This is a genomic window from Acidovorax sp. K2F, assembly GCF_025246485.1.
Taxonomy (GTDB): Bacteria; Pseudomonadota; Gammaproteobacteria; order Burkholderiales; family Burkholderiaceae_C; genus Acidovorax; species Acidovorax delafieldii.
In genome coordinates, this window is the sequence record NZ_JAOBSQ010000037.1 from 62114 (window position 1) to 88186 (window position 26073).

The 26073-nt window shown below is 66.4% G+C and carries 19 protein-coding genes; 8 read left to right on the forward strand and 11 right to left on the reverse strand.

Annotated elements, in window-relative coordinates; genetic code table 11:
* Window positions 1-82: 82 nt before the first annotated feature.
* Window positions 83-424 carry a hypothetical protein gene (locus tag N4G42_RS14050; RefSeq protein WP_260667613.1) on the forward strand — a complete coding sequence of 114 codons (342 nt, stop codon included), beginning with the start codon at window positions 83-85 and terminating at the stop codon, window positions 422-424.
* Here the strand turns inward: N4G42_RS14050 and N4G42_RS14055 are convergent.
* The 3 genes from N4G42_RS14055 to N4G42_RS14065 form a co-directional block, all read right to left on the reverse strand.
* Window positions 344-1249: a polyphenol oxidase family protein gene (locus N4G42_RS14055; RefSeq protein WP_260667614.1), complete on the reverse strand. Its 906-nt coding sequence runs from the start codon at window positions 1247-1249 to the stop codon at window positions 344-346. The genes N4G42_RS14050 and N4G42_RS14055 overlap by 81 nt on opposite strands.
* A complete protein-coding gene (gene maiA, locus N4G42_RS14060) occupies window positions 1246-1914 on the reverse strand; it encodes a maleylacetoacetate isomerase (protein WP_260667615.1) in 669 nt (222 codons plus the stop codon). Before maiA ends, N4G42_RS14055 begins: the two co-directional genes overlap by 4 nt.
* Window positions 1915-2026: 112 nt before the next feature.
* Window positions 2027-2482, reverse strand: a complete 456-nt coding sequence (locus N4G42_RS14065) for a MarR family winged helix-turn-helix transcriptional regulator (protein ID WP_043566498.1) — start codon at window positions 2480-2482, stop codon at window positions 2027-2029.
* Between the two features lie 121 nt (window positions 2483-2603).
* On the opposite strand from N4G42_RS14065, the gene N4G42_RS14070 reads away from it, so the two are divergent.
* From N4G42_RS14070 to N4G42_RS14080, 3 genes are all read left to right on the forward strand, one after another.
* Window positions 2604-3299, forward strand: coding sequence for a fumarylacetoacetate hydrolase family protein (locus N4G42_RS14070; RefSeq protein ID WP_260667616.1), 696 nt, complete (start codon window positions 2604-2606; stop codon window positions 3297-3299).
* Window positions 3300-3416: 117 nt separating this feature from the next.
* Window positions 3417-3968, forward strand: a complete 552-nt coding sequence (locus N4G42_RS14075; RefSeq protein WP_015014179.1) for an NUDIX hydrolase — start codon at window positions 3417-3419, stop codon at window positions 3966-3968.
* 8 nt (window positions 3969-3976) lie between these two features.
* The gene (locus N4G42_RS14080) at window positions 3977-4210 is read left to right on the forward strand and encodes a DUF1737 domain-containing protein (RefSeq protein ID WP_260667617.1); all 234 of its coding nucleotides are present in this window, start codon (window positions 3977-3979) and stop codon (window positions 4208-4210) included.
* Between the two features lie 55 nt (window positions 4211-4265).
* Here N4G42_RS14080 and N4G42_RS14085 read toward each other — a convergent pair whose 3' ends face one another.
* The 8 genes from N4G42_RS14085 to N4G42_RS14120 form a co-directional block, all read right to left on the reverse strand.
* A complete protein-coding gene (locus N4G42_RS14085) occupies window positions 4266-4673 on the reverse strand; it encodes a hypothetical protein (RefSeq protein WP_056062595.1) in 408 nt (135 codons plus the stop codon).
* A 246-nt stretch (window positions 4674-4919) separates the two neighbouring features.
* Window positions 4920-7214 carry a penicillin-binding protein 1A gene (locus tag N4G42_RS14090; RefSeq protein ID WP_409557827.1) on the reverse strand — a complete coding sequence of 765 codons (2295 nt, stop codon included), beginning with the start codon at window positions 7212-7214 and terminating at the stop codon, window positions 4920-4922.
* A gap of 118 nt (window positions 7215-7332) precedes the next feature.
* Entirely contained in the window at window positions 7333-9420 is a 2088-nt protein-coding gene (gene ligA / locus N4G42_RS14095; RefSeq protein ID WP_260667619.1) for an NAD-dependent DNA ligase LigA, read from the reverse strand.
* Window positions 9421-9434: 14 nt separating this feature from the next.
* Window positions 9435-10550, reverse strand: coding sequence for a cell division protein FtsZ (locus tag N4G42_RS14100; protein ID WP_260667620.1), 1116 nt, complete (start codon window positions 10548-10550; stop codon window positions 9435-9437).
* 16 nt (window positions 10551-10566) lie between these two features.
* Entirely contained in the window at window positions 10567-14091 is a 3525-nt protein-coding gene (gene smc / locus N4G42_RS14105; RefSeq protein WP_260667621.1) for a chromosome segregation protein SMC, read from the reverse strand.
* Between the two features lie 261 nt (window positions 14092-14352).
* Window positions 14353-15417 carry a sensor domain-containing diguanylate cyclase gene (locus tag N4G42_RS14110; RefSeq protein WP_260667622.1) on the reverse strand — a complete coding sequence of 355 codons (1065 nt, stop codon included), beginning with the start codon at window positions 15415-15417 and terminating at the stop codon, window positions 14353-14355.
* Between the two features lie 132 nt (window positions 15418-15549).
* Window positions 15550-18645 carry an EAL domain-containing protein gene (locus N4G42_RS14115; RefSeq protein ID WP_260667660.1) on the reverse strand — a complete coding sequence of 1032 codons (3096 nt, stop codon included), beginning with the start codon at window positions 18643-18645 and terminating at the stop codon, window positions 15550-15552.
* Between the two features lie 271 nt (window positions 18646-18916).
* Window positions 18917-20368 (reverse strand): short-chain fatty acyl-CoA regulator family protein, encoded by a 1452-nt coding sequence (locus N4G42_RS14120; protein WP_260667623.1) that lies wholly within the window; start codon window positions 20366-20368, stop codon window positions 18917-18919.
* Between the two features lie 134 nt (window positions 20369-20502).
* On the opposite strand from N4G42_RS14120, the gene N4G42_RS14125 reads away from it, so the two are divergent.
* The 4 genes from N4G42_RS14125 to N4G42_RS14140 are packed head-to-tail and all read left to right on the forward strand — an operon-like array spanning window position 20503 to window position 26038.
* The gene (locus tag N4G42_RS14125; RefSeq protein WP_056062575.1) at window positions 20503-20898 is read left to right on the forward strand and encodes an acyl-CoA thioesterase; all 396 of its coding nucleotides are present in this window, start codon (window positions 20503-20505) and stop codon (window positions 20896-20898) included.
* Window positions 20895-22055: a 2-methylcitrate synthase gene (prpC, locus tag N4G42_RS14130; RefSeq protein WP_260667624.1), complete on the forward strand. Its 1161-nt coding sequence runs from the start codon at window positions 20895-20897 to the stop codon at window positions 22053-22055. The genes N4G42_RS14125 and prpC overlap by 4 nt, the downstream gene beginning before the upstream one ends.
* A gap of 33 nt (window positions 22056-22088) precedes the next feature.
* The gene (acnD, locus tag N4G42_RS14135; protein WP_260667625.1) at window positions 22089-24725 is read left to right on the forward strand and encodes a Fe/S-dependent 2-methylisocitrate dehydratase AcnD; all 2637 of its coding nucleotides are present in this window, start codon (window positions 22089-22091) and stop codon (window positions 24723-24725) included.
* A gap of 35 nt (window positions 24726-24760) precedes the next feature.
* On the forward strand, window positions 24761-26038 hold the full coding sequence (locus N4G42_RS14140) for a PrpF domain-containing protein (protein WP_260667626.1): 1278 nt from the start codon (window positions 24761-24763) through the stop codon (window positions 26036-26038).
* Window positions 26039-26073 lie beyond the last annotated feature (35 nt).

The following is a 26073-nucleotide window of genomic DNA, read 5'->3' on the forward strand; positions in this document are numbered from 1 at the left end:
TGATTTTTGTTTCGCGGGTTCATTGTTGCCCACCGCCACGGTGCATGGCAACGAATTCAACGCTTTCCGTGCACACAAACCAATGTACCTCATCGTCATCGCCTGGACCTACGTCACTCTCATGATGGCGGTGGCCGAGGCCACCAGTCCGCAGGGCACCGTGCTAGGCGCCATCATGACGTTTGCGCTGTATGGCCTGCTGCCCATGGGCATCCTGGTGTACATCCTGGGCACGCCTTCGCGCAAGCGCAAGATCAAGGAACGGGAGGCGGCCGAACAGGCTGCATATGACGCGGAGCAGGCTGCAGCCTACGCGGCCGATGCGGGAGCCGAGCCGGCAGCGTCAGCCGCGCCAGATGCAGGCGGCAAAGCGCCCGCTGCCGCCGAGGGCGGCACTGTCGCGGCGGTGCGAAAAGAACCTTGAGGCCTGCGTGACGGTGCACCACGGCGGGGTGCTGTCGTTGCCGTAAATGTGCGTGATGCCCATGGCACGCAGCCGCAGCCGGGCCAGCCCTGCGAGATCGCACAGGTACTTGCCCGGTGCGTCGGGACGGGCCACAAAACATGGAGCAGCCGCAGTGCCCAATGCGCCCGGCGCGTCGCAGAACGCTGCACGCACCTCAGCCCCTACCTCGAAAGCTGTGGGGCCAATGCAGGGGCCCAACCAGGCCAGCGTGTGGGCAGCAAGCTCTGAAGCGGCCGGAGAGTCTGGCGCAGATGCTCCTTTTTTGATAGCTACCGAGGCATGATGCACTAGCGCTTCATCGCAAAAATGCTTGGAAACCGATTCCAGCACGCCCTGCCCTGCGTGCCCGGCCAGCCCGCGCCAGCCGGCGTGGGCCGCAGCCACCACCTGGCCTGAGCGGTGGGCCAGCAGCACGGGCAGGCAGTCGGCCACCATGATGGTGCAGACGGCGCCGGGTGCGCTGGCTACGCAGGCGTCGGCCTCTGTGCCGTCGGGGGTGCTCGCATCCAGCAACACCACGCCATCGCCGTGCACCTGGTTCAGGAACACTGCGCGGGCGTCCGGGGTGGTGGATTGCAAGGCGGACTGCAAGGTCTGCCGGTTGGCAGCCACTGCCAGCGGATCGTCGCCCACATGGGTGCCCAGGTTGAACTGGTCGTACGGTGCGCGGCTCACGCCGCCCGTGCGCGTGGTGCACAGCGCATGCACACCGGGCGGTGCGGGCCAGTCGGGCACCAGCCAGTCTGCGTGCCGGTTTGGGACCGACGATGACACAGGCGTCACGCTTCGTTGTCCGGGCAGGCCGAGGGCTGCGCTTGCTGGAATGCAGGCAGAGCCATGCAGGCGTCAAACACCCCCATGGTGATCGGCAGGCCGTCCAGACTGACCTTGAAGCGCTGCGCGTTGAAGATCTGTGGCACCAGGCAGCAGTCGGCCAGCGTGGGCGTATCGCCCCAACACAGCACCGAGGGCGCCATGCCCTGTGCTGCGCGTTCTTGCGCCAGCAGCTCCAGTTGCCGCTCAAACGCCTCCAGACCGCCACGCACCCAGTGGTGGTACCAGGCGTTCTTGGCATCCTCATCCACCTTCAGGTCACGCACCAGGTACTTGAGCACGCGCAGGTTGTTGAGCGGATGGATCTCGCACGCCACCATCTGCGCCAGCGCCCGCACCCGGGCCCGGGCCAGCGGCGTGGCGGGCAGCAGGGCGGGCGTCGGGTGGGTTTCGTCCAGGTATTCGATGATGGCCATGGACTGGGACAGCGCCGTCCCTCCGTCGGTCACCAGCGTGGGCACCAGTGCGTCGCCAATGCGGCGCAGGTACTCGGGGTCCTTGTGTTCGCCCTTGACGAGGTGCACAGGCAGGTAGTCATAGTCCAGGCCCTTGATCTGCAGCGCGATGCGCACGCGGAACGAGGCAGAGGAGCGGAAGTAGTTGTACAGCTGCATGGAAAAAGCGGTGCCTGTGATGGGGTCTGTGGGGAAACGGAACCGGCGCAGCGTGGTGCCAGCACGCCGCAAATGGCAAGCCTCTGGGGCCTGAGAGCGCGGGACGTGCCGGTCAGGCGCCCGAAGTGCCTGCCGGGTCCTGGTGGTTGTATACGACTTTGGAGAGCAGCACCATCAGGTCGGCGCTTTCCTGGGCGGTGAGCGGTGCGGTCAGGCGTTCCTGCACTCGCTGGGCGGCGTCGCGCATCTGCAGGGCGGCTACTTCTCCTTCGGGGGTGATCCACAGCAGCTTGCGGCGGCGGTCGCGGGTGTCGGGCTCGCGACGGATCCAGCCGCGCTTTTCCAGGCGCCCGATCACCGAGCCGGACGTGGCTGCATCGAACGCCACGCGGGCCGCCAGGGTGACCTGGTCTTCGCCCGGCTGGGCCAGCAGCTCGTGCAGGATGGCGAACTGCACCGGCGTCACGTCAAATCCGGCCGTCTCTTCCATGAAAAGTGCCACGGTCCGCTGGTGGGCGCGGCGCACCAGGTGGCCCGGCGTATTGTGGAAATCGAAGCTCTTTGCCATGGGCGCGAGTGTAGCGCCCCCCAGCAGAGGGTCTGCGCCCATGGCACACTGCCACACTGCGGCGCACACGGTACTGCGCCCGGCTTTTTGACAGCATTCCCAGAACCATTGAAAGGCAGACATGAGCTACGTGTTTCCTCCAGCCCCCGTGGTCAGCGTGCCCGTGGTGGGCAGCGGCGAACGGTTTCCGGTGCACCGCATCTACTGCGTGGGCCGCAACTACGAAGAACACGCCAAGGAGATGGGTTTCACCGGCCGCGAGCCACCGTTCTTCTTCCTCAAGCCTGCGGATGCCATCGTGGTCGTCAACGCGGGCGAAGCCGGGCAACTGCCCTACCCCAGCCTGACCGCTAACCTGCACCACGAGATCGAGCTGGTGGTGGCCATTGGCAAGGGCGGCAAGAACATCCAGGCCGCCGACGCTTTCAGCCACATTTATGGCTACGCCGTGGGCCTGGACATGACCCGCCGCGACCTGCAAAACGACATGAAGAAACAGGGCCGCCCCTGGTGCATTGGCAAGGGCTTTGACGCTAGCGCGCCCATCGGTCCCATCACGCCGGCAGCCCAGGCAGGTGATGTGGCCAACGCGCCCATCTGGCTGCAGGTCAACGGAGCGGACCGCCAGCGCAGCACCGTGACCCAGTTGATCTGGAACATTGCCGAGACCATCGAGCACCTGTCGGCCGCGTGGGAGCTGCAGCCCGGCGACCTGATCTACACCGGCACCCCCGAAGGCGTGGGCGCCGTGGTGCGTGGCGATACGCTCGAAGGCGGCGTGGACGGTCTCACGCCTTTGCGCTTGACCGTAGTCTGAAGACCACCGGGCAGCCCTGCTGCCCGGCCAGGCAAACGCCGAAAACGCTACGATTTTAATAGCTGGTAGCGCATGTTTCATTAGCGCTATCAGCCACTCTGACCCTCAAACCCCTGCATGACCTACCGCAGCCCCATCAAACATTGCCGCGCCTGTGGCACCGCCGTGGTGTACCGCCTGCCGGACGACGGCGACACCAAACAGCGTGCGGTCTGCCCCGCCTGCAACACGGTGCACTACGAGAACCCGCTCAATGTGGTGGGCACGGTGCCAGCGCTGCCCGATGGCCGCATCCTGCTGTGCAAGCGCAACATTGAACCCCGCTGGGGCAAATGGACGCTGCCCGCAGGCTTCATGGAGCTGGACGAAACCACGGCACAGGGTGCGGCGCGCGAGACCGATGAGGAAGCCGGTGCGCAGATCGAGATCGGCCCCCTGTTCAGCCTGCTGAACGTGCGCCGCGTGGGCCAGGTTCACCTGTTCTACCGCGCCACACTGCTCAGCGACCAGTTCAACCCGGGCTACGAGACCATCGAGGCGCGGCTGTTTGCCGAAGACGAGGTGCCCTGGGACGAGCTGGCCTTCCGCACCGTGAAAGAAACACTGGAGTGCTACTTTGCCGACCGCAAGGCGGGCACCATGGGCATGCACTTCATCGACATTGAGTAGGCCCTGCCATGACAGTTGCCACCTCCACAGCATCACCCGTGTCCACCCCACAGGCCAGTGTGCCGCCCGATGGTCTGCCTGCCTACCGCCTGCTCACCGGCCCCGACGACGCCAGCTTCTGCCGTCGCGTGAGCGACGCGCTGGCGCTGGGCTATCGGCTGTATGGCTCTCCTGCGGCCACCTTCAATGGGCAGACCGTGATCGTGGCCCAGGCCATCGTGTGGCCCGGTACGGTGGCCTGACTGCGCGGCCAACCCATCAGGCCGTGGTCTTATCGCACCTGCCGCGCGCAGCGCATCAAGGCTTGGCAGGAATCACGATGACGGTATTGCCGTCGCCCGAGCTACCGGCACTGCCGGTGTTTCCGGTGTTGCCCTTGCTGCCGGTGTTGCCCGTATTTCCCTTTGCGCCCGTGGCCCCCGTGTCACCCTGGTAGCCGGTAGCCCCCTGCATTCCGGTCGCACCGGTGCTGCCCTGTCCTCCGGTGGCCCCTGTCGAGCCCATACTGCCTGTAGCACCGGTGTAGCCCGTATTGCCCTGGTTGCCCGTGGCTCCCGTCGCGCCGGTGTAGCCGGTATCGCCAGTCTTGCCGGTGTAACCCGTGTTGCCGGTATTGCCTTGCGCGCCCGGAGGGCCCATGGGGCCGGTGCAGGCGCCCAGGGTCAGGGTGGCCAGTACCAGCAAGGTGGTGGTGATTGTTTTCATGGTGAGTCCTTTGGCGTTGCATGCAGTCCAACGACTGCATGCGCCACTGTGCGGGGCACCTCTGGCAGGGTCTGTTCGCTTGCGCGCTTAGTGCGGGCGACAAACGCTGGACGCAGACTTTGGCGACAACGTCCTACACCTCGCAAAGCCCCCTACCCAGGCGGCCTTGCTGGAAGGACCCAAGGCAACACCCACCCCATCGCGCCGAAGGCGCTGGCGTCACAGAAGCCCGGAAGACGCAACGGCCTATTCGCCCCCCACCCGGTCTTCCGCAGGCACAGGCGGCGAGACAGAACCCGGTGGGTCAATGGTGACCGGCGGCAAACCACCCGCACCCGCAGGCCTTGGCGGCATGCCAGGCACCGGGGGTTGCTGGGGGTCGGTGCGGAACAGCCCCCGGATCCAGTCGCGCATGGTGCTGAGCGAGCTGTCGGGCGGTGGCGGCGGGCTGGTGTCAAACTCGTCCACAAACCGGTCGTTGCCGTCGATCACCTTGTTGCGGATGGCCTGCTGCATGAACTCGCCCACCATGGGCAACGCACTGCGCGCGCCCTGTCCCCAGTAGTCGCTGCGCAGCGTGATGCGCCCGTCGTTGAAGCCGGCCCATGCGCCTGCCACCACGCGGGTGTGCATCAGGATGAACCAGCCATCGGTGTTGTCTTGCGTGGTGCCGGTCTTGCCCGCCACGTCGGCCTGGATGCCATACCGCGTGCGGATGGCCGTGGCCGTGCCCCGGTCCACGGCACCGCGCATGGTGTTGCGCAGGGTCTGGGCAGCCCGGGGCTGGAAGACCTCTTCCGGCACGGGCTTGGCAAAGGTCTCAAGCACCTTGCCGTGGCGGTCTTCGATGCTGGTGATGAGCACGGGCTCCACATAGCGGCCCAGGTTCACGATGCTGCTGTAGGCCGAGATCATCTCCTTGAGCGTGACCGGGCTGGTGCCCAGCGCGAGGGACGGAACCTCCTCCAGCTTGGACTGCCGCACGCCCAGGGCGCGTGCCACTTCGGCCACGCGGGCCGGGCCCACCTGCTGCATCACCTGCGCGGTGATGGTGTTCTTGGACAGCGCGAGGCCATCGGCCAGCGTCATGGGCTGGTCGCTGGGCGGGCCGCCATCGGTGGGGCGCCAGACGCGGCCACCGCCCAGCGGGATTTCGACGGCGGTATCCATCAACGTGTCTTCGGGCGTGGCACCGTTGGCAAACGCAGCGCCATACACAAATGGCTTGAAGGTGGAGCCCGGCTGGCGGCGCGCAGCCTGCACATGGTCAAACGGGTCTTGCGCAAAGTCGCGGCTGCCCACCCAGGCCAGCACATGGCCGGTGACCGGGTCTTGCGCCAGAAAGCCCGCCTGCACACGCGTTTTTTCGGCGCGCAGCTTGGCCATGAAGGAGGCGTCATCCATCAGCGCCTTCAGGGCGTCGTCAGGGGTGTCGCCTTTGTCAACGGCGGCGCGGTATTCGGCGCTCTCGCGCACCAGGGTCTGCACCAGCTCGTTCTTGGGGCCCCAGCCGTTGCGCTGCGACCAGGCGGTGTCTGCCACGCCTTGCAATTGCCGGCCCTGCCGTGCCACCGCCTGGTTGGCATAGGCCTGCAGGCGCGAATCGATGGTGGTGCGAATCACCAGACCGTCCGAATACAGGCTGTAGCCCTTGCTGTCGGCCCAGTCGATGAGCTGCTTGCGCAGCTGGATCGCAAAGTGCGGCGCCGGGCCCATCACCTCCGTCTGGCGTTCGAAGTTGATGCGCAGCGGGCGTTTTTGCAGGGTCTCGAACTGCTTGGCATCGAGCTTGCCCCGCTTGACCATCTGCGACAGCACCGTGTTGCGGCGGGCTTGCGCGCGCTCGGGGTTGAGCACCGGGTTGTAGTAGGCCGTGCCCTTAAGCATGCCAATCAGGGTGGCGCTTTCCAGCACATTGAGCTTGTCGGCCGACTTGTCGAAATAGGTGCGAGCAGCCATCTCGATGCCATAGGCGTTGTACAGAAACGGCACGGTGTTGAGGTAGGTCTCCAGGATCTCGTCCTTGGAATACGACGCCTCGATCTTGAGCGCGGTGATCGCCTCCTTGAGCTTGCGCGTGAGCGTGCGCGAGCGCCCGATTTCCTCCGGGAACAGGTTGCGCGCCAGCTGCTGGGTGAGGGTGGAGCCGCCCTGCGGGTCCCCGCGCAGCGTCAGCACCACCGACGACGCCGTGCGCCGCCAGTCCAGCCCGAAGTGCTTGTAGAAACGGTGGTCCTCGGTCGCGATCAGCGCGTCCACCACGTTGGGCGAAATCTGGTTCAGCTCCACCCATTCGCGGTTGGCCCAGCGGTATTCGGCCAGCAGCTTGCCGTCGGCCGACATAAGCTGCGCCGGCAGCTCGCTCTTGGCCTTGCGGATGTCGCTGATGCCGGGAGTAAAAGGCACCAACGCCAGCGTGAACACCAGCAGCGCAGCGGGCACCGCCACCACCGTCCACAGCAGCAGGCGCCGCACGGGCCGGGGAACCCAGGCCAACAGGCTCGCCATGCGGGCCCGGAAAGAAAGCAGCCAGTTGTGCATCAATGAATCGCCGGGAGATTGGGGGTCGCTTCAGGACCGCCCCATCAGGGGCCAGTCAGGAAGGAGAAAGGGGAATGAGAACGCGAAAAAAGAGTCGGGCATGGTGCACCGTGCTCCGTCAGACACCCTGGCCTGACAACAGTTCCAGCATGCCGGCTTCGTCGAGCACGGGCACACCCAGTTCCTGGGCCTTGGCCAGCTTGCTGCCGGCTTCTTCGCCCGCCACCACGTAGCTGGTTTTTTTGCTGACGGAGCCCACCACCTTGGCACCAGCCGCCTCCAGCAGATCTTTGGCGGCGTCGCGGCTCAGGGTGGGCAAGGTACCGGTCAGCACCACCGTCTTGCCCGCCAGGATCTGCGGAGCGCGCTCGGCCACCGGCCCCTCGGGCCAGGTCACGCCGCAGGCGCGCAGTTGCTCGACCACCTCGCGGTTGTGCGGTTGCTGGAAGAAAGTGTGCAGGCTCTGCGCCACCACGGGGCCCACGTCGTTCACCTCCAGCAACTGCTCAACGCTGGCGTCCATGATGGCGTCCAGCGTGCCAAAGTGCCGCGCCAGGTCCTTGGCCGTGGCCTCGCCCACATGGCGCAGTCCCAGGCCGAACAGAAAACGTGGCAAGGTGGTCTGCTTGGATTTTTCGAGCGCGGCCAGCACGTTCTGGGCCGATTTCTCGGCCATGCGCTCCAGCGCGATGAGCGATGTGAGGCCCAGCCGGTACAGGTCGGGCAGCGTGCGGATCACATTGGCATCCACCAGCTGGTCCACCAGCTTGTCGCCCAGGCCCTCGATGTCCATGGCGCGGCGCGCGGCGAAGTGCAGGATGGCTTCCTTGCGCTGCGCGGCACAGAACAGGCCGCCCGTGCAGCGGTGGTTAGCCTCGCCCTTTTCGCGCACCACGGCGCTGCCACACACGGGGCAGGCTGTGGGCATGCGGAAGTTGGGCACATAGCCCGTGCGCTTGCCCGGCATCACGCCTACCACTTCGGGGATCACATCGCCCGCACGGCGCACGATGACGGTGTCGCCCACGCGCACGCCCTTCTTGCGGATCTCGAACAGGTTGTGCAGCGTGGCGTTGGTGACGGTGACGCCGCCCACAAACACAGGCGCCAGACGCGCCACAGGCGTGATCTTGCCGGTGCGGCCCACCTGGACGTCGATGCCTTCGATCCTGGTGGCCATCTCCTGCGCGGGATATTTGTGCGCCACGGCCCAGCGCGGCTCGCGGGTCTTGAAGCCCAGGTCGCGCTGCAGCTGCAGGGAGTTGACCTTGTAGACGACGCCGTCAATGTCGTACGGCAGCGCATCGCGGCTGGCACCCACCTGCTGGTGAAACGCTACCAATTCAGTAGCACCCACCGCAATTTGTACCTGCTCTGCCACCGGAAAACCCCAGGATTTCAGCGTCTGCAGCATCTCGAAATGCGTGCGGAACACGGGCCCACCCTCGGCAGGCGGCGTGATGGCGCCCAGGCCATAGGCAAAAAAGCTCAAGGGCCGCTGGGCGGTGATGTTGGAGTCCAGCTGGCGCACCGCACCCGCAGCCGCATTGCGTGGGTTCACAAAGGTCTTGCCGCCCTGCTCCCGCTGGCGCTCGTTCAGCGCGTCGAAGTCGGCGCGGCGCATGTAGACCTCGCCGCGCACTTCGAGCAAAGAAGGCACGCCGTCGGGCAGGGTCAGCGGAATCTGGCGGATGGTGCGGATGTTGTGCGTCACGTCCTCGCCCACCTCGCCATCACCGCGCGTGGCGGACTGCACCAGGCGGCCGTTTTCATAGCGCAGGCTCATGGCCAGGCCGTCAAACTTGGGCTCGGCCACGTATTCGATGGCGGGGTCAGCATCCGTCAGACCCAGCTCGCGCCGCACGCGGGCATCAAACGCCTGGGCGCCCGTGGCCTCGGTGTCGGTTTCGGTGTGAATGCTGAGCATGGGCACCGTATGGCGCACGGGGGCCAGGCCCTCCATCACCGCGCCAATCACGCGCTGCGTGGGCGAGTCGGGGGTGACCAGGTCAGGGTGCGCGGCTTCCAGCGCCTGCAGCTCGCGGAACACGCGGTCGTATTCGGCGTCGGGCACGGTGGGCTCGTCCAGCACGTAGTACTGGTGCGCCCACTGGTTGAGCTGGTCGCGCAGTGCTTTGATTTTGATAGCAGGCTGCGCTTGATCCACTAGCGCTGGAGCCGAAAAAAGATCCAGATTGTCGGTCATGGCCGCACCGGCGCTCAGCTGAAAAGGCGCCGCGCCAACACCGACCCCGCCGACAGATCACGTCCATCGAGCTGGTCATACAGCAGCTCCAGGTCCGCAGCGATCGGGTCCATGGCCATGGCGGGCAGCGGCGTGCCGTTCTGGTCGCACAACACGCCGTCCATGGCCTGGCACAGGGCGGCGGCCACGTCGCGCAGGCGGGCAAAGGGCTGCTCGGTGCGGTGCACCTGGGCTACATCCAGGCTCAGGGTGATGTCGCGAATCGCGGACTGGTCCGGGTCTTCGGCCAGCGCGGCCTGGGTGTCGTACCCCAGGGTGAGCAAGGGCGGCAGGCCCTGGGTGCTGGCGGGCAGCACCAGGCGGCCGGGCATGGCGCCGGGCACAAAGCCCAGGCGGGCAGCGTTCTGCTGCACGTAGCCAGGGCTCCAGGCGGCCTGGCGGGCGCGCAGCATGAACATGAGTTGGGCATCGTGGTCGCTGGCGAACTGGTCCAGTTCGCGGGCGCGGGCCACTTCTTGCAGCATGTCGGGGAAGTCGGGGGCGGCGTTGATGGTGTCGGCAAAGGCCTGGGCCTTGACCACGAACTCGGAGAACTCGATCTCGTTGAGTGCGCCCATGCGGTTGGCCAGTTGCACGCCGGCCTGGAAAGACTGGTAGCGCTGGCCAGGGGCCGGGGTCTCCCACTGCTGGGTGGCTTCGTTCAGGCCTTCGATGGCAAAGGGCTTGCTGCCTGCGCGGCGGGTGGGCGGCAGCGCGGCCAGCGCCGCATCGCCCGACACCACATGCTCGGGCTGCAGCGAGGCGATCACGTCGATGAGCGGGTCCAGCCCGGGGCGGCGATCGGACGAAAACGGTGGCACGGGCAGTTGCAGGGCGTCGCCCGCGTCCACGGTGTGTTCAGACGGCTCCGGCCCCCGGTCCAGGCCATGGAACTCGCCGGGCGGCATTGCCCCCGCTGCAGCGGCATCAAAACCGGGCTCCAGGCGCTGCGCGGGCTCTGCCGCTGGGTCATGCTCCGTAGGCAAGGCGCGCTTGGGCGCGTTGCGGCGCGAGGTCCAGGTGTTGTAGGCCACGATCAGGGCCAGCACCAGGCCACCGATGATGGCGAGACTCAGTTGCAATGTGCTCATGTTTGAATCAATGGGTTCAAGCGTCCACCATCGTCAGCGCCGACTCCATGTCGACGGCCACGATGCGCGACACGCCCTGCTCCTGCATGGTCACGCCGATCAGTTGCTCGGCCATTTCCATCGCGATCTTGTTGTGGCTGATGAACAGGAACTGTGTGCCCTTGCTCATGCTGGACACCAGCTTGGCATAACGCTCGGTGTTGGCGTCGTCCAGGGGCGCGTCCACCTCGTCCAGCAGGCAGAACGGAGCTGGGTTGAGCTGGAAGATGGCAAACACCAGCGCGATGGCCGTGAGGGCCTTTTCGCCCCCCGACAGCAGGTGAATGGTCTGGTTCTTCTTGCCGGGTGGCTGGGCCATCACCTGCACGCCGGAATCGAGGATTTCGTCACCGGTGATGATGAGCTTGGCCTGGCCGCCCCCGAACAGCTCGGGGAACATGCGGCCAAAGTGCGCGTTCACGGTGTCGAACGTGCCCGAGAGCAGCTGGCGCGTTTCGCCGTCGATCTTGCGGATCGCGTCTTCCAGCGTGTTCATGGCCTCGGTCAGGTCGGCGGTCTGCGCATCGAGGAACACCTTGCGCTCGCTGGCCAGCTTCAGTTCATCCAGTGCGGCCAGGTTGACCGCGCCCAGTGCCGCGATCTCGCGGTGCAGGCGGTCGATTTCGCTCTGCAGGCCGCCCATGCGCACATTGCCCTCCTCGATGGAGCGGGCCACGGCTTCCAGATCGGCCTGGGCGTCTTGCAGCAAGGTGGTGTATTGCTCCAGGCCCAGGCGCGCGGCCTGTTCCTTGAGCTGGAACTCGGTGATGCGCTGGCGCAGCGGGTCGAGCGCGCGCTCCAGCTGCATGCGGCGCTCGTCGCTGGCGCGCAGCTTGGTGGTCAGGTCGTCGTATTCGCTGCGCTGGGCGGCCAGTGCCTTTTCGCGCTCCATCTTCACTTCCAGCGCGGCCTGCAGGCCGCCTTGGGCCGCGGCGTCAGAGAGACGGGCGAGTTCATCGCGCGCACGCTGCTCTTCGTCGGCCAGGGCCTTGGCCTGTTGTGTGGCGGTTTCGATGGAGCGGTTGAGTTCGCCCCGGCGCGCCTCCAGGCTGCGCTGCGAGAACGTGGCCTCCTGCGCCTGGCGCTCCAGCGTGCGCTGCTGTTCGCGGCAGGCGGTGAGCTTGCGTTCGGCCTCAATGACCTTGTCGCCCAGTTGCGCCTCGCGCTCCTGGCTGTCGGCCAGCTGCATGTCCAGTTCTTCAAAACGCGCTTCGGCGGCCACGCGGCGTTCCTGCAGGTCGGCCAGCTGGGCTTCGACCTCGGCCAGGTCGCCGTCGATCTGTGCGCTGCGGGCGCGGGTCTGCTCGGCCAGCTGGGTCAGGCGCAGGGTTTCGACCTGCAGCTCGTGGGCGCGGCTTTGTGTTTCGGTGGCTTCGCGGCGTGCGGCCACGAGGCGCTGCGAGGCATCGGCATAGGCCGCTTCCGCACGGACCAAAGCGGTGCGTGATTCTTCGGCGATCAGTGCCTGCGCGCGCAATTCCTTTTCGAGGTGCTCGATCTCCTGCGCGCGGGCCAGCATGCCGGACTGCTCCGAGTCCTGCGCATAAAAGCTCACGCTGTGGGCGCTGACGGCATGGCCCGTGGGCACAAACACCACTTCACCGGGCTGCAGCGTGCTGCGGCGGCTCAGGGCTTCGTCCAGCGTGGGCGCGGTGTAGCAGCCCTGCAGCCAGTCCACCAACACGGCGCGCAGGCCCCCGTCGTTCAGGCGCAGCAGGTCCGACAGGCGGGCATGGGGCGACGATGTTTCGGGGTGGCCCGCCGCAGGGGCGCTGTAGAAGGCCAGGCGCGCGGGCGGCGCGTCGTTGCCGCCCGAGCCCAGGAAGCCGCGCACCATGTCCAGGCGCCCTACTTCCAAGGCGGCCAGGCGCTCGCGCAGGGCCGCTTCGAGCGCGTTTTCCCAGCCGGGTTCGATGTGGATGCGGCTCCACAGGCCCTGCAGGCCATCGAGGCCGTGCTTGGCGAGCCAGGGGCGCAGCTTGCCGTCGGTCTTGACCTTTTCCTGCAGTGCCTTGAGGGCCTCCATGCGGGCCGACAGCTCAGCCTGGCGTGCGCTCTCGCTGTTAACGGCCTGCTGGCGGGCGCGGCGGTCGTCGTCCAGCTGGGGCACGGACTCCTGCAGCTCGTGCAGGCGGGCTGCGGTGGTTTCTGCGATCTCTTGCGCTTCTTCGAGCTGCTCGCGCAAGTTGGTCAGGCGGGCTTCGTCGGGCGCGGCCAGCGCATTGCGGTCGGTGCGCAGGCGCTCGAAGCGGGCGTCCAGCTGGCGGCTTTGCTCGTCAAAGCTGCGCTGCTCGGCGGCGAGCACGCCAATCTGCTGCTGCACCTGCACCACGGCAGTCCGTTGCTCGGCCGTGCGGCTTTGCGCCTGGCGCAGGGCCTCTTCCAGGTCGGGCAGCTGCATGGCCTGCTCTTCGACCTGGGCGGCCAGCAGCTCGGCGCGTTCTTCGGCGTCCACACCCGCACCGGCCAGGTTCTCCAGCTCGATGTCGGCCTCTTCCTTGCGGGTCTGCCACTGCGCGATCTGCTCTGCCAGCTGCACCAGGCGCTGCTCCACGCGCTGGCGGCCCTCGACCACGTAGCGGATCTCGGCTTCGAGCTTGCCGACCTCGGCCGTGGCTTCGTAGAGCTTGCCCTGGGCCTGGTTGACCTGGTCGCCCGCGGCGTAGTGGGCCTGGCGGATGGTTTCGAGGTCCGACTCGACCGCGCGCAGGTCGGCCATGCGCGATTCGAGGTCATTCACGGCCTGCAGGCCGTCCAGGCGCACCTTGTTCTGCTGCTCCTCGGCCTCAGCCCGCTTCAGGAACCACAGCTGGTGCTGCTTGAGCGTCGCATCGGCGTGCAACGTGTTGTATTTGGCGGCCACCTCGGCCTGCTTTTCGAGCTTTTCGAGGTTGGCGTTCAGCTCGCGTAGGATGTCTTCGACCCGCGTGAGGTTCTCGCGCGTGTCCGACAAGCGGTTTTCGGTCTCGCGGCGGCGCTCCTTGTATTTGGAGACACCCGCAGCCTCTTCGAGGAACAGGCGCAGTTCCTCAGGGCGGCTTTCGATGATGCGGCTGATGGTGCCCTGGCCGATGATGGCGTAGGCGCGGGGCCCCAGGCCGGTGCCCAGAAACACGTCCTGCACGTCGCGGCGGCGCACGGGCTGGTTGTTCAGAAAGTAGCTGCTGGTGCCGTCGCGGGTGAGCACGCGGCGCACGGCCACCTCGCCGTATTGGCCCCACTGGCCGCCTGCGCGGTGGTCGGAGTTGTCAAACACCAGCTCCACGCTGGCGCGGCTGGCCTGCTTGCGGGTGGTGGTGCCGCTGAAGATCACGTCCTGCATGCTCTCGCCGCGCAGCTCGCTGGCCTTGCTCTCGCCCAGCACCCAGCGCACCGCGTCCATGATGTTGGACTTGCCGCAGCCGTTGGGGCCCACCACGCCCACCAGTTGCCCGGGCAGCATGAAGTTGGTGGGTTCAGCGAACGACTTGAAGCCAGAGAGCTTGATCGAGGTAAGACGCACGGATCAGAAGGCGGATAAATGCAGGAGGGACGCGGGGGTCAACCAGGGCGCCGGTGCGCAGTCCCGGCGTAAAACACACCGGCAGGGCCGGGTGTGGGCAAGGCCGGAATGATACCGCGCCGCCTGCCCGCCCCCTGGCCTCCGGGGCCGTGGGTGGCGCCTGGGGGCACTGCGCAGGCGAAAAATCGGCAAAAATGGCCTGGTGCGCTAGTGTGATATGGCTTTTTTGCTATCAAATTTGATAACCAAAAGCGGGCCACGTCAATGCAGCACACACACCTGGTTACGCCCACCCGACTTGGCCTGGAACAGGGCTTCGTCTGCGCGGGCCACCGCCTGGGGCAGGTGCTGCAGTGCAGAGATTTCGCACGCTCCAATCGACACGGTGAGCTGCTCGGGGTCGGTGATGCTCTCCACCGCGCGGCGCAGTTTCTCGGCCACCTTCAGTGCGTCGGGCAGCGCGGTCTGCGGCAGGCAGACCAGAAACTCCTCGCCGCCCCAGCGAATGATCTCGTCGCCACGCCGCAAGGTGTCGGTCAGCACCCGGGCCACCGCCTGCAGGGCCTTGTCGCCCGCGTCGTGGCCAAAACGGTCATTGATGCTCTTGAACCGGTCCAGGTCCATCAACAGGATGGAAGAGACGGGCTCAAACAGCGAGGCACGGTACACGCGCCGGTCGATCAGGTCCACCGCATGGCGGTTGAGCAGCCCGGTGAGCGCATCGTGGTAGGCGGCGCGCTGCAGCTCCTGGCGTTCGGCGGCCACGGTCATGAGGGAGCCGAACAGCTCGGCCAGCCCTGCAAACAGGCTGACGCCGACTTCGTCAAAGTAGCCATCCCGGTCGGCATACAGCACAAAGATGCCGCTGTAGCCGTTGAAGGTGGAGGCGATGGGCAAGGCCAGCACGTGGTGGATGCCATGGTGGCGGGCTGCGTCGCGCCAGGGCCCAAACGGCGAAAACTGCGACACCGTGAAAGGGCCCGCAGACTTGCCGTCCAGCGTGGTGAAGGCAGGGCCAATGCGGGTGAGCAGGTTGCGTTCGATGTTCAGCGATTCGGCATAGGCCGCCGCCGGGCCTGCAAACACCTGCGGGCGGATGGTGTGCGTGTCGGTCGGACCGAACCAGGTCCAGGCCAGGCGGATGTGGCTGGAGACATCCACAATGGCCTGGCATACCCCGCGAATGATCTCCAGCTCGCTGCGCCCCAGGATCAGCTTGGCCGAGCGCTTGAGCAGTATCTCGGCAATCACCGAGCGTTCGTGCTGCGCGTCAAAGCCCTGCGTCAATGGCGAGGGTGCGGGCGGCGAAGGCTTTTTGAAGAACATGAAGGCGGCAGCGGTGGAGCGCCTGCATCATAGGTGGCGCAGCCAGACTGCGGTTGCAAAGGGTTTCCGGCGGCGTGTTGCCACCTGCACCCCGCGCAACGCACGCCACCTGCGCCCGCCGCAGGCCCCGCGTCATCCAAGGCGCCCATCCAGGGCGCCATTGGTTCGGCGCACCAGCGCCTCAAACTCCGCCACTGCAACGGGGGGGCTGAGCAGGTATCCCTGCCAGGCGTGGCAGTGGTGGCGCTCCAGAAACTCGCGCTGCGCCTCGGTCTCCACGCCCTCCGCAATCACGCGCAGGCCCAGGCTGGTGCCCAGCGCCACCACCGTGCGCGCAATCGCCGCGTCATTGGGGTCGGTCAGCACGTCGCGCACAAAGCTCTGGTCGATCTTGAGCTGGTCCAGCGGCAGGCGCTTGAGGTAGCTCAGCGACGAATAGCCCGTGCCAAAGTCGTCCAGCGAAAAGCCCACGCCGTAGCCCTTGAGCTGGCCCATCTTGTCGATGGTGTCTTCCACGTCTTGCAGCAGCAGGCCTTCAGTCATCTCCAGCTTGAGCTGGTGGCCGTCGGCGCCCGCACCCGCCAGCGCCGCAAGCACCTGGGCAACAAAGCCGCTTTGGTGGAACTGCCGTGGGCTCACGTTCACGGCCAGGCTCAGCAAGGCAAGGTCGGGCTGCTGGGCCCATGCGGCCAGCCGCCGACAGGCTGCCTGCAGCACCCACTCGCCGAGCGGCAGGATCAGGCCGGTTTCTTCGGCCAGCGGGATGAAATGCGCGGGCGAGATGAATCCGTCACGCGGGTGCCGCCAGCGCAGCAGCGCCTCGGCCCCGGTAATGCGGCCGTGGTCGATCTGGGGTTGGTAGTACAGCTCGAACTGGCCCTGGGCCAGGCCCACCCGCATGTCCAGCTCCAGCGTGGCGCGGGCGCTGACCGCAGCCTGCATCTGGGGCTCATAAAAGCGCAAGGTGTCCCGCCCCGCGTTCTTGGCCTGGTACAGCGCCAGGTCGGCACGCTTGAGCAGTTCGTCCACGGTCTCGCGCGTGCCACTGTAGATGGTGACGCCCATGCTCAGCGAGCTGTGGTGCGCTGCACCGTCGATCTGGTAGGGCTCACGCAGCACACCCAGGATGCGCTGCCCAACATCCTCGGCACGCGCTGCGGCCTCCTCGGGGCTGTCGCCCAGGTCTTCCAGCACCACCACAAATTCGTCGCCGCCCTGTCGGGCCACGGTGTCGTCTTCATGCACACAGCCGCGCAAACGGTGCGCCACCTGCAACAGCAAGGCATCGCCCCGGTCGTGGCCCCGGGTTTCGTTCACCGTTTTGAAGTTGTCCAGGTCCAGCATCAGCAGTGCGCCACTGCGCTGGTGGCGCGCGCTGGTGGCCAGCGCCTGCTGCAGCCGGTCCATCAGCAGACGGCGGTTGGGCAGGCGGGTGAGCGGGTCGTAGTAGGCCAGCTGGTTGATCTCTTCCTCGGCGGCTTTGCGCTCGCTCAAGTCCTGCATGGTGATCAGGCGCCCCCCCTCGACAAAAATGCCGGAGATCTCCACCGGCCTGTACTTGCCGTCCGCACAGCGGATCGTGTACTCGGCCAGCGGGATCACGCCCAGGTGCCTGGTGTCCAGCAACCTCTGGCGGATCGCGTCGCGCTCTGCAGCGTCGGGGTAGGCGAGCTTCCACCAGGTGTCGGTGTCGGGCACCTCCTCCTGCGTGTAGCCGCAGATCTGGACATACCGCTGGTTGCGAAAGCTGATGAGCCCATCGTCCTGCACCAGGCACAGCCCCATGGGCAGGCGCTCCAGAATGCTGCGCAGGCGTTGTTCATTGGCCCGGAGGTTTTCTTCCATGCGCTTGCGCGCAGTGATGTCCTGCACCACGGCAATGTGGTGGCCGGGCGCGGAGCCTGACGCCCACATCGACGACACGGTCAGATCGCCCCAGACCTCGTGCCCGTCCTTGTGGATGTAGCGTTTTTCCAGCCGGTACTCGGGCACATCGCCGCTCTGCAGCCGCCTCACTTGCGCCAGGTCCGCTGCCAGGTCATCGGGGTGGGTGAGGCTCTGAAAGGTCATGCCCACCATTTCCTCCGGGCTGTACCCCAGGATGTCGGCGTAGCGCTGGTTGACGCGCACAAACTGGCCCGTGGCCGAGTCCACCTGGGCGACACCCACGGTGGCCTGGTTGAAGAGCGCACGGAACCGCTCCTCACTCTCGCGACGGGCATCGTCGGACAGCTGGGCGCGCACCAGCGCCAGGGTGCGCTGGCGCACCAGCAGGGCCACGACGGAAGCCAGCAACAACGACACCACCGCGGCCGCCAGCCCGGCCAGCCACGGCAAGCGCGTTTCCGACGCCGTCAGGAACGACCGGGTCGGGTAGAAAGTAAGCTGCCAGCGCCGGTCATGCACCCCCAGCTCACGCACCAATGGCCGTGCACCGGGCAGGCCCGGGGCCGTCTGCTCCAGCAGGGGGCGCACCATGGCATCGCCCGAATCCGGGCGCACCGGCCCCAGGTCCGCCATGGCGACGGCGATGCCGTTCAGAAACCCCTGGCTGCCCAGCCCCTGCACCAGGTCATAGACCCGCAAGGTGGACGCCACCGCGCCCACAAAACGCTGCTCGGCCGTGCCGGCGGTGGGGTCGAACACCGGCACGCGGATGACGATGCCTGCGCGATGTGTTGTCTCCTGCAGCAGATCGAACGGAGCCGACACCACGGTCTGTCCGCTGTCGCGGCTGTAGCGCATGGCAGCCAGATTGGCGGGCTGGGCACTGATATCCAGGCCCAGCACCCCTTCATTGCCGAACATGGGCCAGAGATACTCGGCCACAAAGTACTCGGCACGCTCGCCGGGCGGGTGGATCTTGAACTGGGGCAAGCCGTCGGGTGACAACGAAGTGTCCGCCCTCACCCTGGCCTCGTAGGCCTCGCGCTCACGCCCAGGCACCCAGCGCGTGAAAGACAGGTTGCGAACACCAGGGTAGCGCTGGCCCACCTCCATCTCGCTGGCGGCCCGTTCAAAGTCCAGGCGCGACAAGCGGGGGTTGGCCGTGAACAGGCCCCGCAGGCCGTTGACCACCTCGGTGTGACCGGCAATGCGCTGGCTCAGCGCCTCGGTAAACGCCCGCGTCTCCTGGGTGAAGCGCGCTTCTTCGATCTGGGCCATCGACGCAGCCTGGTGCTGCGCCAGCCACAGGCTCACCACCAACCCCAGAACGGCCACACCCATGCCCGCCACCCAATGCCGATAGCGGCTTGGGGGTGCCAGGGCAGCCAGCGGGGAAGAAGTGGAAGAAGTCAGAGACGTGCCTTTGCTTTGCTGGCCGGGGAGCCGACCAGACACCATGCAAATTGCGCAGGATAGCGGCAATCCAGCCACTGTGGAGCCAACATTTGGTTACGGCGAAAAATTTAAGAAAAAAGTGCCTCTAGCGCCACAGCGACTTACCTCACAAGCTATGAAATGATGAGCATATTTCGCCACCAGAACGCCCACGGGTTTACCCGACAACCGCCCCTGGCGCCACGGGGTACGGCGCGAAACGGCTGTGGTTTTCATTCACATCCAACGCCCGCCCGATGGGCGGAAACGCGCGTTGCGGACAGGCATCGCGCTCGCACACCTTGCAGCCCATGCCAATCGGCACGGCGGCCTCGGGGTTGGCTAGGTCCAGCCCGCGTGAATACACCAGCTGCGGCGCGTGGCGGATGTCACAACCCAGGGCTACGGAGAACTCCTTGCCGGGCACGCCCCAGCCGCCGCCGCTGCGCGATACCACACGCGCCACCCACAGGTAGGCGCGGCCATCGGGCATGCGCGCCACCTGCGGCACGATGCGGCCTGGCTGTGCGAAGGCCTCGTACACATTCCACAGCGGGCACGTGCCGCCGATCTTGCTGAAGTGAAAGTGTGTGGCCGACTGCCGCTTGCTGATGTTGCCCGCGCGGTCCACGCGGATGAAGAAGAACGGCACGCCGCGCGCACTGGGCCGCTGCAGCGTGGACAAGCGATGGCACACGGTCTCGAAGCCCACACCAAACTGCTGGCCGAGCCGGTCGATGTCGTAGTGCGCCGCTTCGGCCGCCTGCAAAAAGGCCGTGTAGGGCAGCACCAGCGCCCCCGCAAAGTAGTTGGCCAGACCGATGCGCGCCAGCGCCCGGGCCTGGTCGCTACACAGCCCGGCGCCAGCGGCCAGACGTTGCAGCTCGGCGCCCTGCTCCAGAAACGCCAGCTGCGTCGCCATCTGAAACGCCCGCTGCCCTCGCTCCAGGCCCGCCGCCAGCTGCAGCAGCCCGGCCTCGGCCTGGAACACGCGCTGCGCCTGGCCAGGCAGGTCGGCCACATCCACCACGCGCACCCCGTGGGCCACGAGCAGGCGTCGGGCCAGCGCCTCATCGGCCCGGCCGGGCAGCATGCCCCATTCAGCGGCACAGCGTTCGGCAGCATCGTCCAGCTCGGCAATGTGGTTCTGGCGTGCAAAAAAGAAGTCGCGCACTTCTTCATAAGCCATGGGCGGATGGTGGGCCACAGTGCCCTCGCCGTCCCGGTCATTGCCCAGGGCGGCCAGGCGCTCTAGCGCCTGACGGTGCCGCTGGTGCAACGCCAGCAGCGTGCGCGCCACAGCGGGCATGCCTGCGGCCAGCTCGCGGATCTCTGCCAGAGACACGGCGTCGCCCGCGCCCTCCCCGCCCACCCCGGCAGGCAAGTCGGCCAACACCTCGCGCAGGCCCGTGATGAGGCGCGCCTCATCGTCGTCTGAGAAGCGCTGCACATCCACGCCGAACACCGCGTTGATCTTGAGCAGCACAGGCACGGTGAGCGGGCGCTGGTTTTGCTCCAGCTGGTTCAGGTAACTGGCCGACAGGTCCAGCGCCCGCGCCAGCGCAATCTGGGTCATGCCGCGCTCTTCGCGCAGGCGGCGCAGGCGCACACCCATGAAGGTTTTTTTCATTCCATCTTTCTCGCTGCTCTTTGGTCGCACCCTGATCGCCATTCGCAATATTCGCAAATTGGCTGGTTTTCGTTCGCAATCATTTGCCAATTTAGGGCTTACAGCGGAATGCCATTGTGCGTAAATTGCGAAGCATGACAACCCCCACTGGCACCGTCGAACTGACGGAAATCGTCTTCCCCGCAGAAGCCAACCACTACGGCACGCTGTTCGGCGGCAACGCCCTGCAGCTCATGGCCAAGGCGGCGTTTCTGGCAGCGCGCGGCGCCGCACAGCGCGACGTGGTGATGGCGGGCGTGACCGATGTGCGTTTTCTGGCCCCCGTGCCCGTGGGCCATGTGCTCACCCTGCGCGCCTGGGTCAGCCGCATCGGGCGCAGCTCGCTCACCGTGTGTGTGACGGGCCTGGCCGCCACGCTGGGCTCTCCCCCAGAAGAGGTGCTGAAGGGGATTTTTGAAATGGTGGCGGTGGATGCCAAAGGCCGTCCCGTTGCCATCACCAATTCGTATCTGAACCAGGAGACCGCATGACCACCACCACCGCAGACACCCCGGGCTTCAGGCCCAAGAAGTCCGTCGCGCTCTCGGGCGTGACGGCGGGCAACACCGCCCTGTGCACCGTAGGCCGCACGGGCAACGACCTGCACTACCGGGGCTACGACATCCTCGACATTGCCGAGGTCTGCGAATTCGAAGAAATCGCCCACCTGCTGGTGCACGGCAAGCTGCCCACGCGCGCCGAACTGCGCGCCTACAAGGCCAAGCTCAAGGCCCTGCGCGGCCTGCCGATGAGTGTGAAGCAGGCGCTGGAGCAACTGCCCGCCGCCAGCCACCCCATGGACGTGATGCGCACGGGCGTCTCGGCCCTGGGCTGTGCGCTGCCTGAAAAGGACGACCACAACCTGCCGGGTGCGCGCGACATTGCCGACCGGCTCATGGCATCTCTCGGTTCGATGCTGCTCTACTGGCACCACTGGGCCAGTTCGGGCCGTCGCATCGAGGTGGAGACCGATGACGACTCCATCGGTGCACACTTCTTGCACCTGCTGCATGGCACCAAGCCCAGCGCCGCCTGGGAGCGTGCGATGCACACCTCACTCAATCTCTATGCAGAACACGAGTTCAACGCCAGCACCTTCACCGCCCGCGTGGTGGCGGGCACGGGCAGCGACATGTACTCGTGCATCACCGGCGCCATCGGCGCACTGCGCGGCCCCAAGCACGGCGGCGCGAACGAGGTGGCGTTCGAGATTCAGAAACGCTACGACAGCCCCAATGAGGCCGAAGCCGACATCCGCCGCCGCGTGGAGGCCAAGGAAGTCGTGATCGGCTTCGGCCACCCGGTCTACACCGTGAGCGACCCGCGCAATGTGGTCATCAAGGGCGTGGCACGCAGCCTGTCAGAAGATGCCGGCAGCACCAAGATGTTCGACATTGCGGAGCGGCTGGAGACGGTGATGTGGGAGGTCAAAAAGATGTTCCCCAACCTCGACTGGTTCAGCGCCGTGAGCTACCACATGATGGGTGTGCCCACCACCATGTTCACGCCGCTATTCGTCATTGCACGCACCAGCGGCTGGGCGGCGCACATCATCGAGCAGCGGCAGGACAACAAGATCATCCGGCCGAGTGCGAACTACACCGGGCCCGAAGACCTGGCGTTCGTACCAATCCAGGACCGCAAGTAAAACCAGACGGCCGAAGCCCCCTGCCCCACGCTCATGAACACTCTGTATCGCAAGAAGCTGCCCGGCACGCAGCTCGACTACTTTGATGCCCGCGAGGCCGTCGAATCTCTGCAACCGGGCGCCTGGGCCACCCTGCCCTACACCGCCCGGGTCCACGCCGAAAACATCGTGCGCCGCGCCGAACCGGCCACCATCAACGACTGCCTGCGCCAGCTCGTCGAGCGGCGCAGCGACCGCGACTTCCCCTGGTACCCGGCACGCGTGGTGTGCCACGACATCCTGGGCCAGACGGCGCTGGTGGATCTGGCGGGCCTGCGCGATGCGATTGCCAAAGAAGGCGGCGACCCGGCCCAGGTGAACCCTGTGGTGCCGGTGCAGCTCATCGTGGACCACTCGCTGGCCGTGGAGTGTGGCGGGTTCGACCCCGATGCCTTCGCCAAGAACCGCGCCATCGAAGACCGCCGCAACGAAGACCGCTTTCACTTCATCGAGTGGACCAAGAAAGCCTTTGCCAATGTAGATGTGATCCCGGCGGGGAACGGGATCATGCACCAGATCAATCTGGAAAAAATGTCGCCCGTGGTCCATGCCGACCGGGGCGTGGCATACCCCGACACCTGCGTGGGCACCGACAGCCATACACCGCATGTGGACGCCCTGGGCGTGATCGCCATCGGCGTGGGCGGCCTGGAGGCCGAGAACGTGATGTTGGGGCGTGCATCGATGATGCGGCTGCCCGAGATCGTGGGCGTGCAGCTGACCGGCCAGCGCCAGGACGGCATCACCGCCACCGATGTGGTGCTGGCGCTCACCGAGTTTTTGCGCAAGGCCAAGGTGGTGGGCGCCTACCTGGAGTTCTTTGGCGAAGGCGCAGCCAAGCTCACGATTGGCGACCGCGCCACCATCTCAAACATGGCGCCCGAATACGGCGCCACGGCGGCCTTGTTCAGCATCGACGAACAGACGCTGGAGTATCTGACGCTGACGGGCCGCGAGGCGGAACAAGTGAAGCTGGTCGCGACCTATGCCAAGGCAGCGGGATTGTGGTCCGACACCCTCAAAGATGCGGTCTACGCGCGCAACTTGGTGTTCGATCTGTCGAGCGTGGTGCGCAACCTGGCCGGCCCCTCCAACCCCCACGCGCGCGTGGCCACGTCCGACCTGGCGGCCCAAGGCATCGCGGGCCCCTGGGCCATGCCCGCACCACAGGACGGCACGATGCCCGATGGCGCTGTGGTCATTGCCGCCATCACCAGCTGCACCAACACCTCCAACCCGCGCAACGTGATCGCCGCCGCGCTGCTGGCGCGCAACGCCAACCGGCTGGGCCTCACGCGCAAGCCCTGGGTCAAGACCTCGCTGGCGCCCGGCTCCAAGGCGGTGGAGCTGTATTTGAAGGAAGCGGGCTTGCTGGCCGACCTGGAAAAGCTCGGCTTTGGCATCGTGGCCTTTGCCTGCACCACGTGCAACGGGATGAGTGGCGCGCTGGACCCTGCCATCCAGCAGGAGATCATCGACCGCGACCTCTACGCCACCGCCGTGCTCTCGGGCAACCGCAATTTCGACGGGCGCATCCACCCCTATGCCAAGCAGGCGTTTCTGGCCTCGCCCCCGCTGGTGGTGGCCTATGCGATGGCGGGCACGGTACGTTTTGACATCGAAAAGGCCGTGCTGGCGGTGGTGGACGGCCAGGCGATTCGCCTCAAAGACCTGTGGCCCAGCGACGCAGAAATCGACGCCGTGGTGAAAGCTGCCGTGAAGCCCGCGCAGTACCGCGCCGTGTACGAACCCATGTTCGCCCTGCGGCATGACAAAGGCCCCCGCGTGTCGCCCCAGTACGACTGGCGCCCACAGTCCACCTACATCCGCCGCCCGCCCTACTGGGACACCGAGGGCATCGGCGCACTGGCCGCCCACCCGCGCACATTGACGGGCATGCGCCCGCTGGCCATCCTGCCCGACAACATCACCACCGACCACCTCTCGCCATCCAACGCCATCCTGCCGGACAGCGCAGCGGGTGAATATCTGGCGCGCATGGGCGTGCCCGAGGAGGACTTCAACTCCTACGCCACGCACCGGGGCGACCACCTCACGGCCATGCGCGCCACGTTTGCCAACCCCCAGCTCGTCAACGAGATGGCCGTGGTCAAAGGCCAGGTGAAAAAAGGCTCGCTCGCCCGCGTGGAGCCCGAAGGCCAAGTCATGCGCATGTGGGAGGCCATGGAAACCTATCTGAACCGCCGCCAGCCGCTCATCATCATTGCCGGTGCCGACTACGGCCAGGGGTCCAGCCGCGACTGGGCAGCCAAGGGCGTCCGGCTGGCGGGGGTGGAGGTGGTGGTGGCCGAGGGCTTCGAGCGCATCCACCGCACCAACCTGATTGGCATGGGGGTGTTGCCAGTGGAGTTTGAAGCGGGGGTCAACCGCATCACGCTGGGACTGGATGGGACGGAGGTGTATGGCGTGGAGGGAGACATGCAACCCCGTGCCGACCTCACCCTGGTCATCCACCGCAAGAATGGCGAGGAAACCAAGGTGCCCATGACATGCCGACTCGACACCGCCGAAGAGGTCTCGATCTACCAGGCGGGCGGCGTGCTGCAGCGCTTTGCGCAAGACTTCTTGGCCAAGAATACAGAACCAAAAAAGGCTCTGGCGCCCGTCTAACAACCGCCACGCGCTATCTAATTTGATGATTCTCCATGAGCATTTTCCCCGCACCACAGATCCGCATCCCCGCCACCTACTTGCGGGGCGGCACTAGCAAGGGCGTGTTCTTTCGCCTTGACGACCTGCCCGCCCCCGCCCAGCAACCCGGCCCGGCGCGGGACGCGTTGCTGCTGCGCGTGCTGGGCAGCCCAGATCCGTACTGCAAGCAGATCGACGGCATGGGCAATGCGTCGTCGAGCACCAGCAAAGCGGTGATCCTGTCGCGCAGCACGCGGCCGGGCCACGACGTGGACTACCTGTTTGGGCAGGTATCCATCGACCAGCCCTTTGTGGACTGGAGCGGCAACTGCGGCAACCTGTCGGCTGCGGTGGGGCCGTGCGCCATCCACATGGGGCTGATCGATGCGGCGCGTATTCCACAGAACGGCACCTTTCCGGTTCGCATCTGGCAGGCCAACATCGGCAAGACCATCGTGGCGCATGTGCCCATTGCCCATGGGCAGGTGCAGGAGACGGGCGACTTCGAGCTGGACGGCGTGACCTTTGCAGCCGCCGAGGTGGCGCTGGAGTTCATGGACCCGGCGGAGGATGGCGATGACGGGGGAGCCATCTCGACAGCGCCGGGCCGCCCCAAGCTGGCTAGGGCCCCCTCGGGGGGCAGCGAACCACACGCAGTGGGGAGCGTGGGGGCGTTATTCCCGACGGGCAACGTGGTGGACACCTTGGAGGTGCCCGGGGTCGGCAGCTTCGCCGCCACGCTGATCAACGCGGGCATCCCCACCATTTTTCTCAATGCGCAAGAGCTTGGTTACACCGGCACCGAGCTACAAGGTGCCATCAATGGCGATGCGGCGGCGCTGGCACGCTTCGAGGCCATCCGCGCCCACGGCGCCTTGCGAATGGGGCTGATCCGTGACCTGGGCGAGGCCACCATGCGCCAGCACACCCCCAAGATCGCCTTCGTCGCGCCGCCCGCCAGCTACACGGCCTCCAGCGGCAAAGCCATTGACGCCAAGGACATCGACCTGCTGGTGCGCGCGCTCTCCATGGGCCAGCTGCACCACGCCATGATGGGCACGGCGGCGGTGGCCATTGGCACGGCGGCAGCCATCCCAGGCACGCTGGTCAACCTGGCAGCGGGCGGTGGCGTGCGCAGCAGCGTGCGGTTTGGCCACCCCTCGGGCACCCTGCGTGTGGGGGCTGAAGCAACGCAGATCAACGGCCAGTGGAAGGTGACCAAGGCCCTGATGAGCCGCAGCGCCCGCATCCTGATGGAAGGCTGGGTGAGGGTGCCGGGCGACATTTTTTAAAGCAAAAATGGCTTGATGCGCTAGTGACTCATGCG

Coding starts and splice junctions, on each gene's coding strand:
- N4G42_RS14050 (WP_260667613.1), top strand. CDS start 83: ATGTACCTCATCGTCATCGCCTGGACCTACGTCACTCTCATGATGGCG.
- N4G42_RS14110 (WP_260667622.1), bottom strand. CDS start 15,417: ATGTTCTTCAAAAAGCCTTCGCCGCCCGCACCCTCGCCATTGACGCAG.
- N4G42_RS14065 (WP_043566498.1), bottom strand. CDS start 2,482: ATGGCAAAGAGCTTCGATTTCCACAATACGCCGGGCCACCTGGTGCGC.
- acnD (WP_260667625.1), top strand. CDS start 22,089: ATGAACACTCTGTATCGCAAGAAGCTGCCCGGCACGCAGCTCGACTAC.
- N4G42_RS14075 (WP_015014179.1), top strand. CDS start 3,417: ATGACCTACCGCAGCCCCATCAAACATTGCCGCGCCTGTGGCACCGCC.
- prpC (WP_260667624.1), top strand. CDS start 20,895: ATGACCACCACCACCGCAGACACCCCGGGCTTCAGGCCCAAGAAGTCC.
- ligA (WP_260667619.1), bottom strand. CDS start 9,420: ATGACCGACAATCTGGATCTTTTTTCGGCTCCAGCGCTAGTGGATCAA.
- N4G42_RS14090 (WP_409557827.1), bottom strand. CDS start 7,214: ATGCACAACTGGCTGCTTTCTTTCCGGGCCCGCATGGCGAGCCTGTTG.
- N4G42_RS14080 (WP_260667617.1), top strand. CDS start 3,977: ATGACAGTTGCCACCTCCACAGCATCACCCGTGTCCACCCCACAGGCC.
- N4G42_RS14125 (WP_056062575.1), top strand. CDS start 20,503: ATGACAACCCCCACTGGCACCGTCGAACTGACGGAAATCGTCTTCCCC.
- N4G42_RS14115 (WP_260667660.1), bottom strand. CDS start 18,645: ATGGGTGTGGCCGTTCTGGGGTTGGTGGTGAGCCTGTGGCTGGCGCAG.
- N4G42_RS14140 (WP_260667626.1), top strand. CDS start 24,761: ATGAGCATTTTCCCCGCACCACAGATCCGCATCCCCGCCACCTACTTG.
- maiA (WP_260667615.1), bottom strand. CDS start 1,914: ATGCAGCTGTACAACTACTTCCGCTCCTCTGCCTCGTTCCGCGTGCGC.
- N4G42_RS14120 (WP_260667623.1), bottom strand. CDS start 20,368: ATGAAAAAAACCTTCATGGGTGTGCGCCTGCGCCGCCTGCGCGAAGAG.
- N4G42_RS14070 (WP_260667616.1), top strand. CDS start 2,604: ATGAGCTACGTGTTTCCTCCAGCCCCCGTGGTCAGCGTGCCCGTGGTG.
- N4G42_RS14085 (WP_056062595.1), bottom strand. CDS start 4,673: ATGAAAACAATCACCACCACCTTGCTGGTACTGGCCACCCTGACCCTG.
- N4G42_RS14100 (WP_260667620.1), bottom strand. CDS start 10,550: ATGAGCACATTGCAACTGAGTCTCGCCATCATCGGTGGCCTGGTGCTG.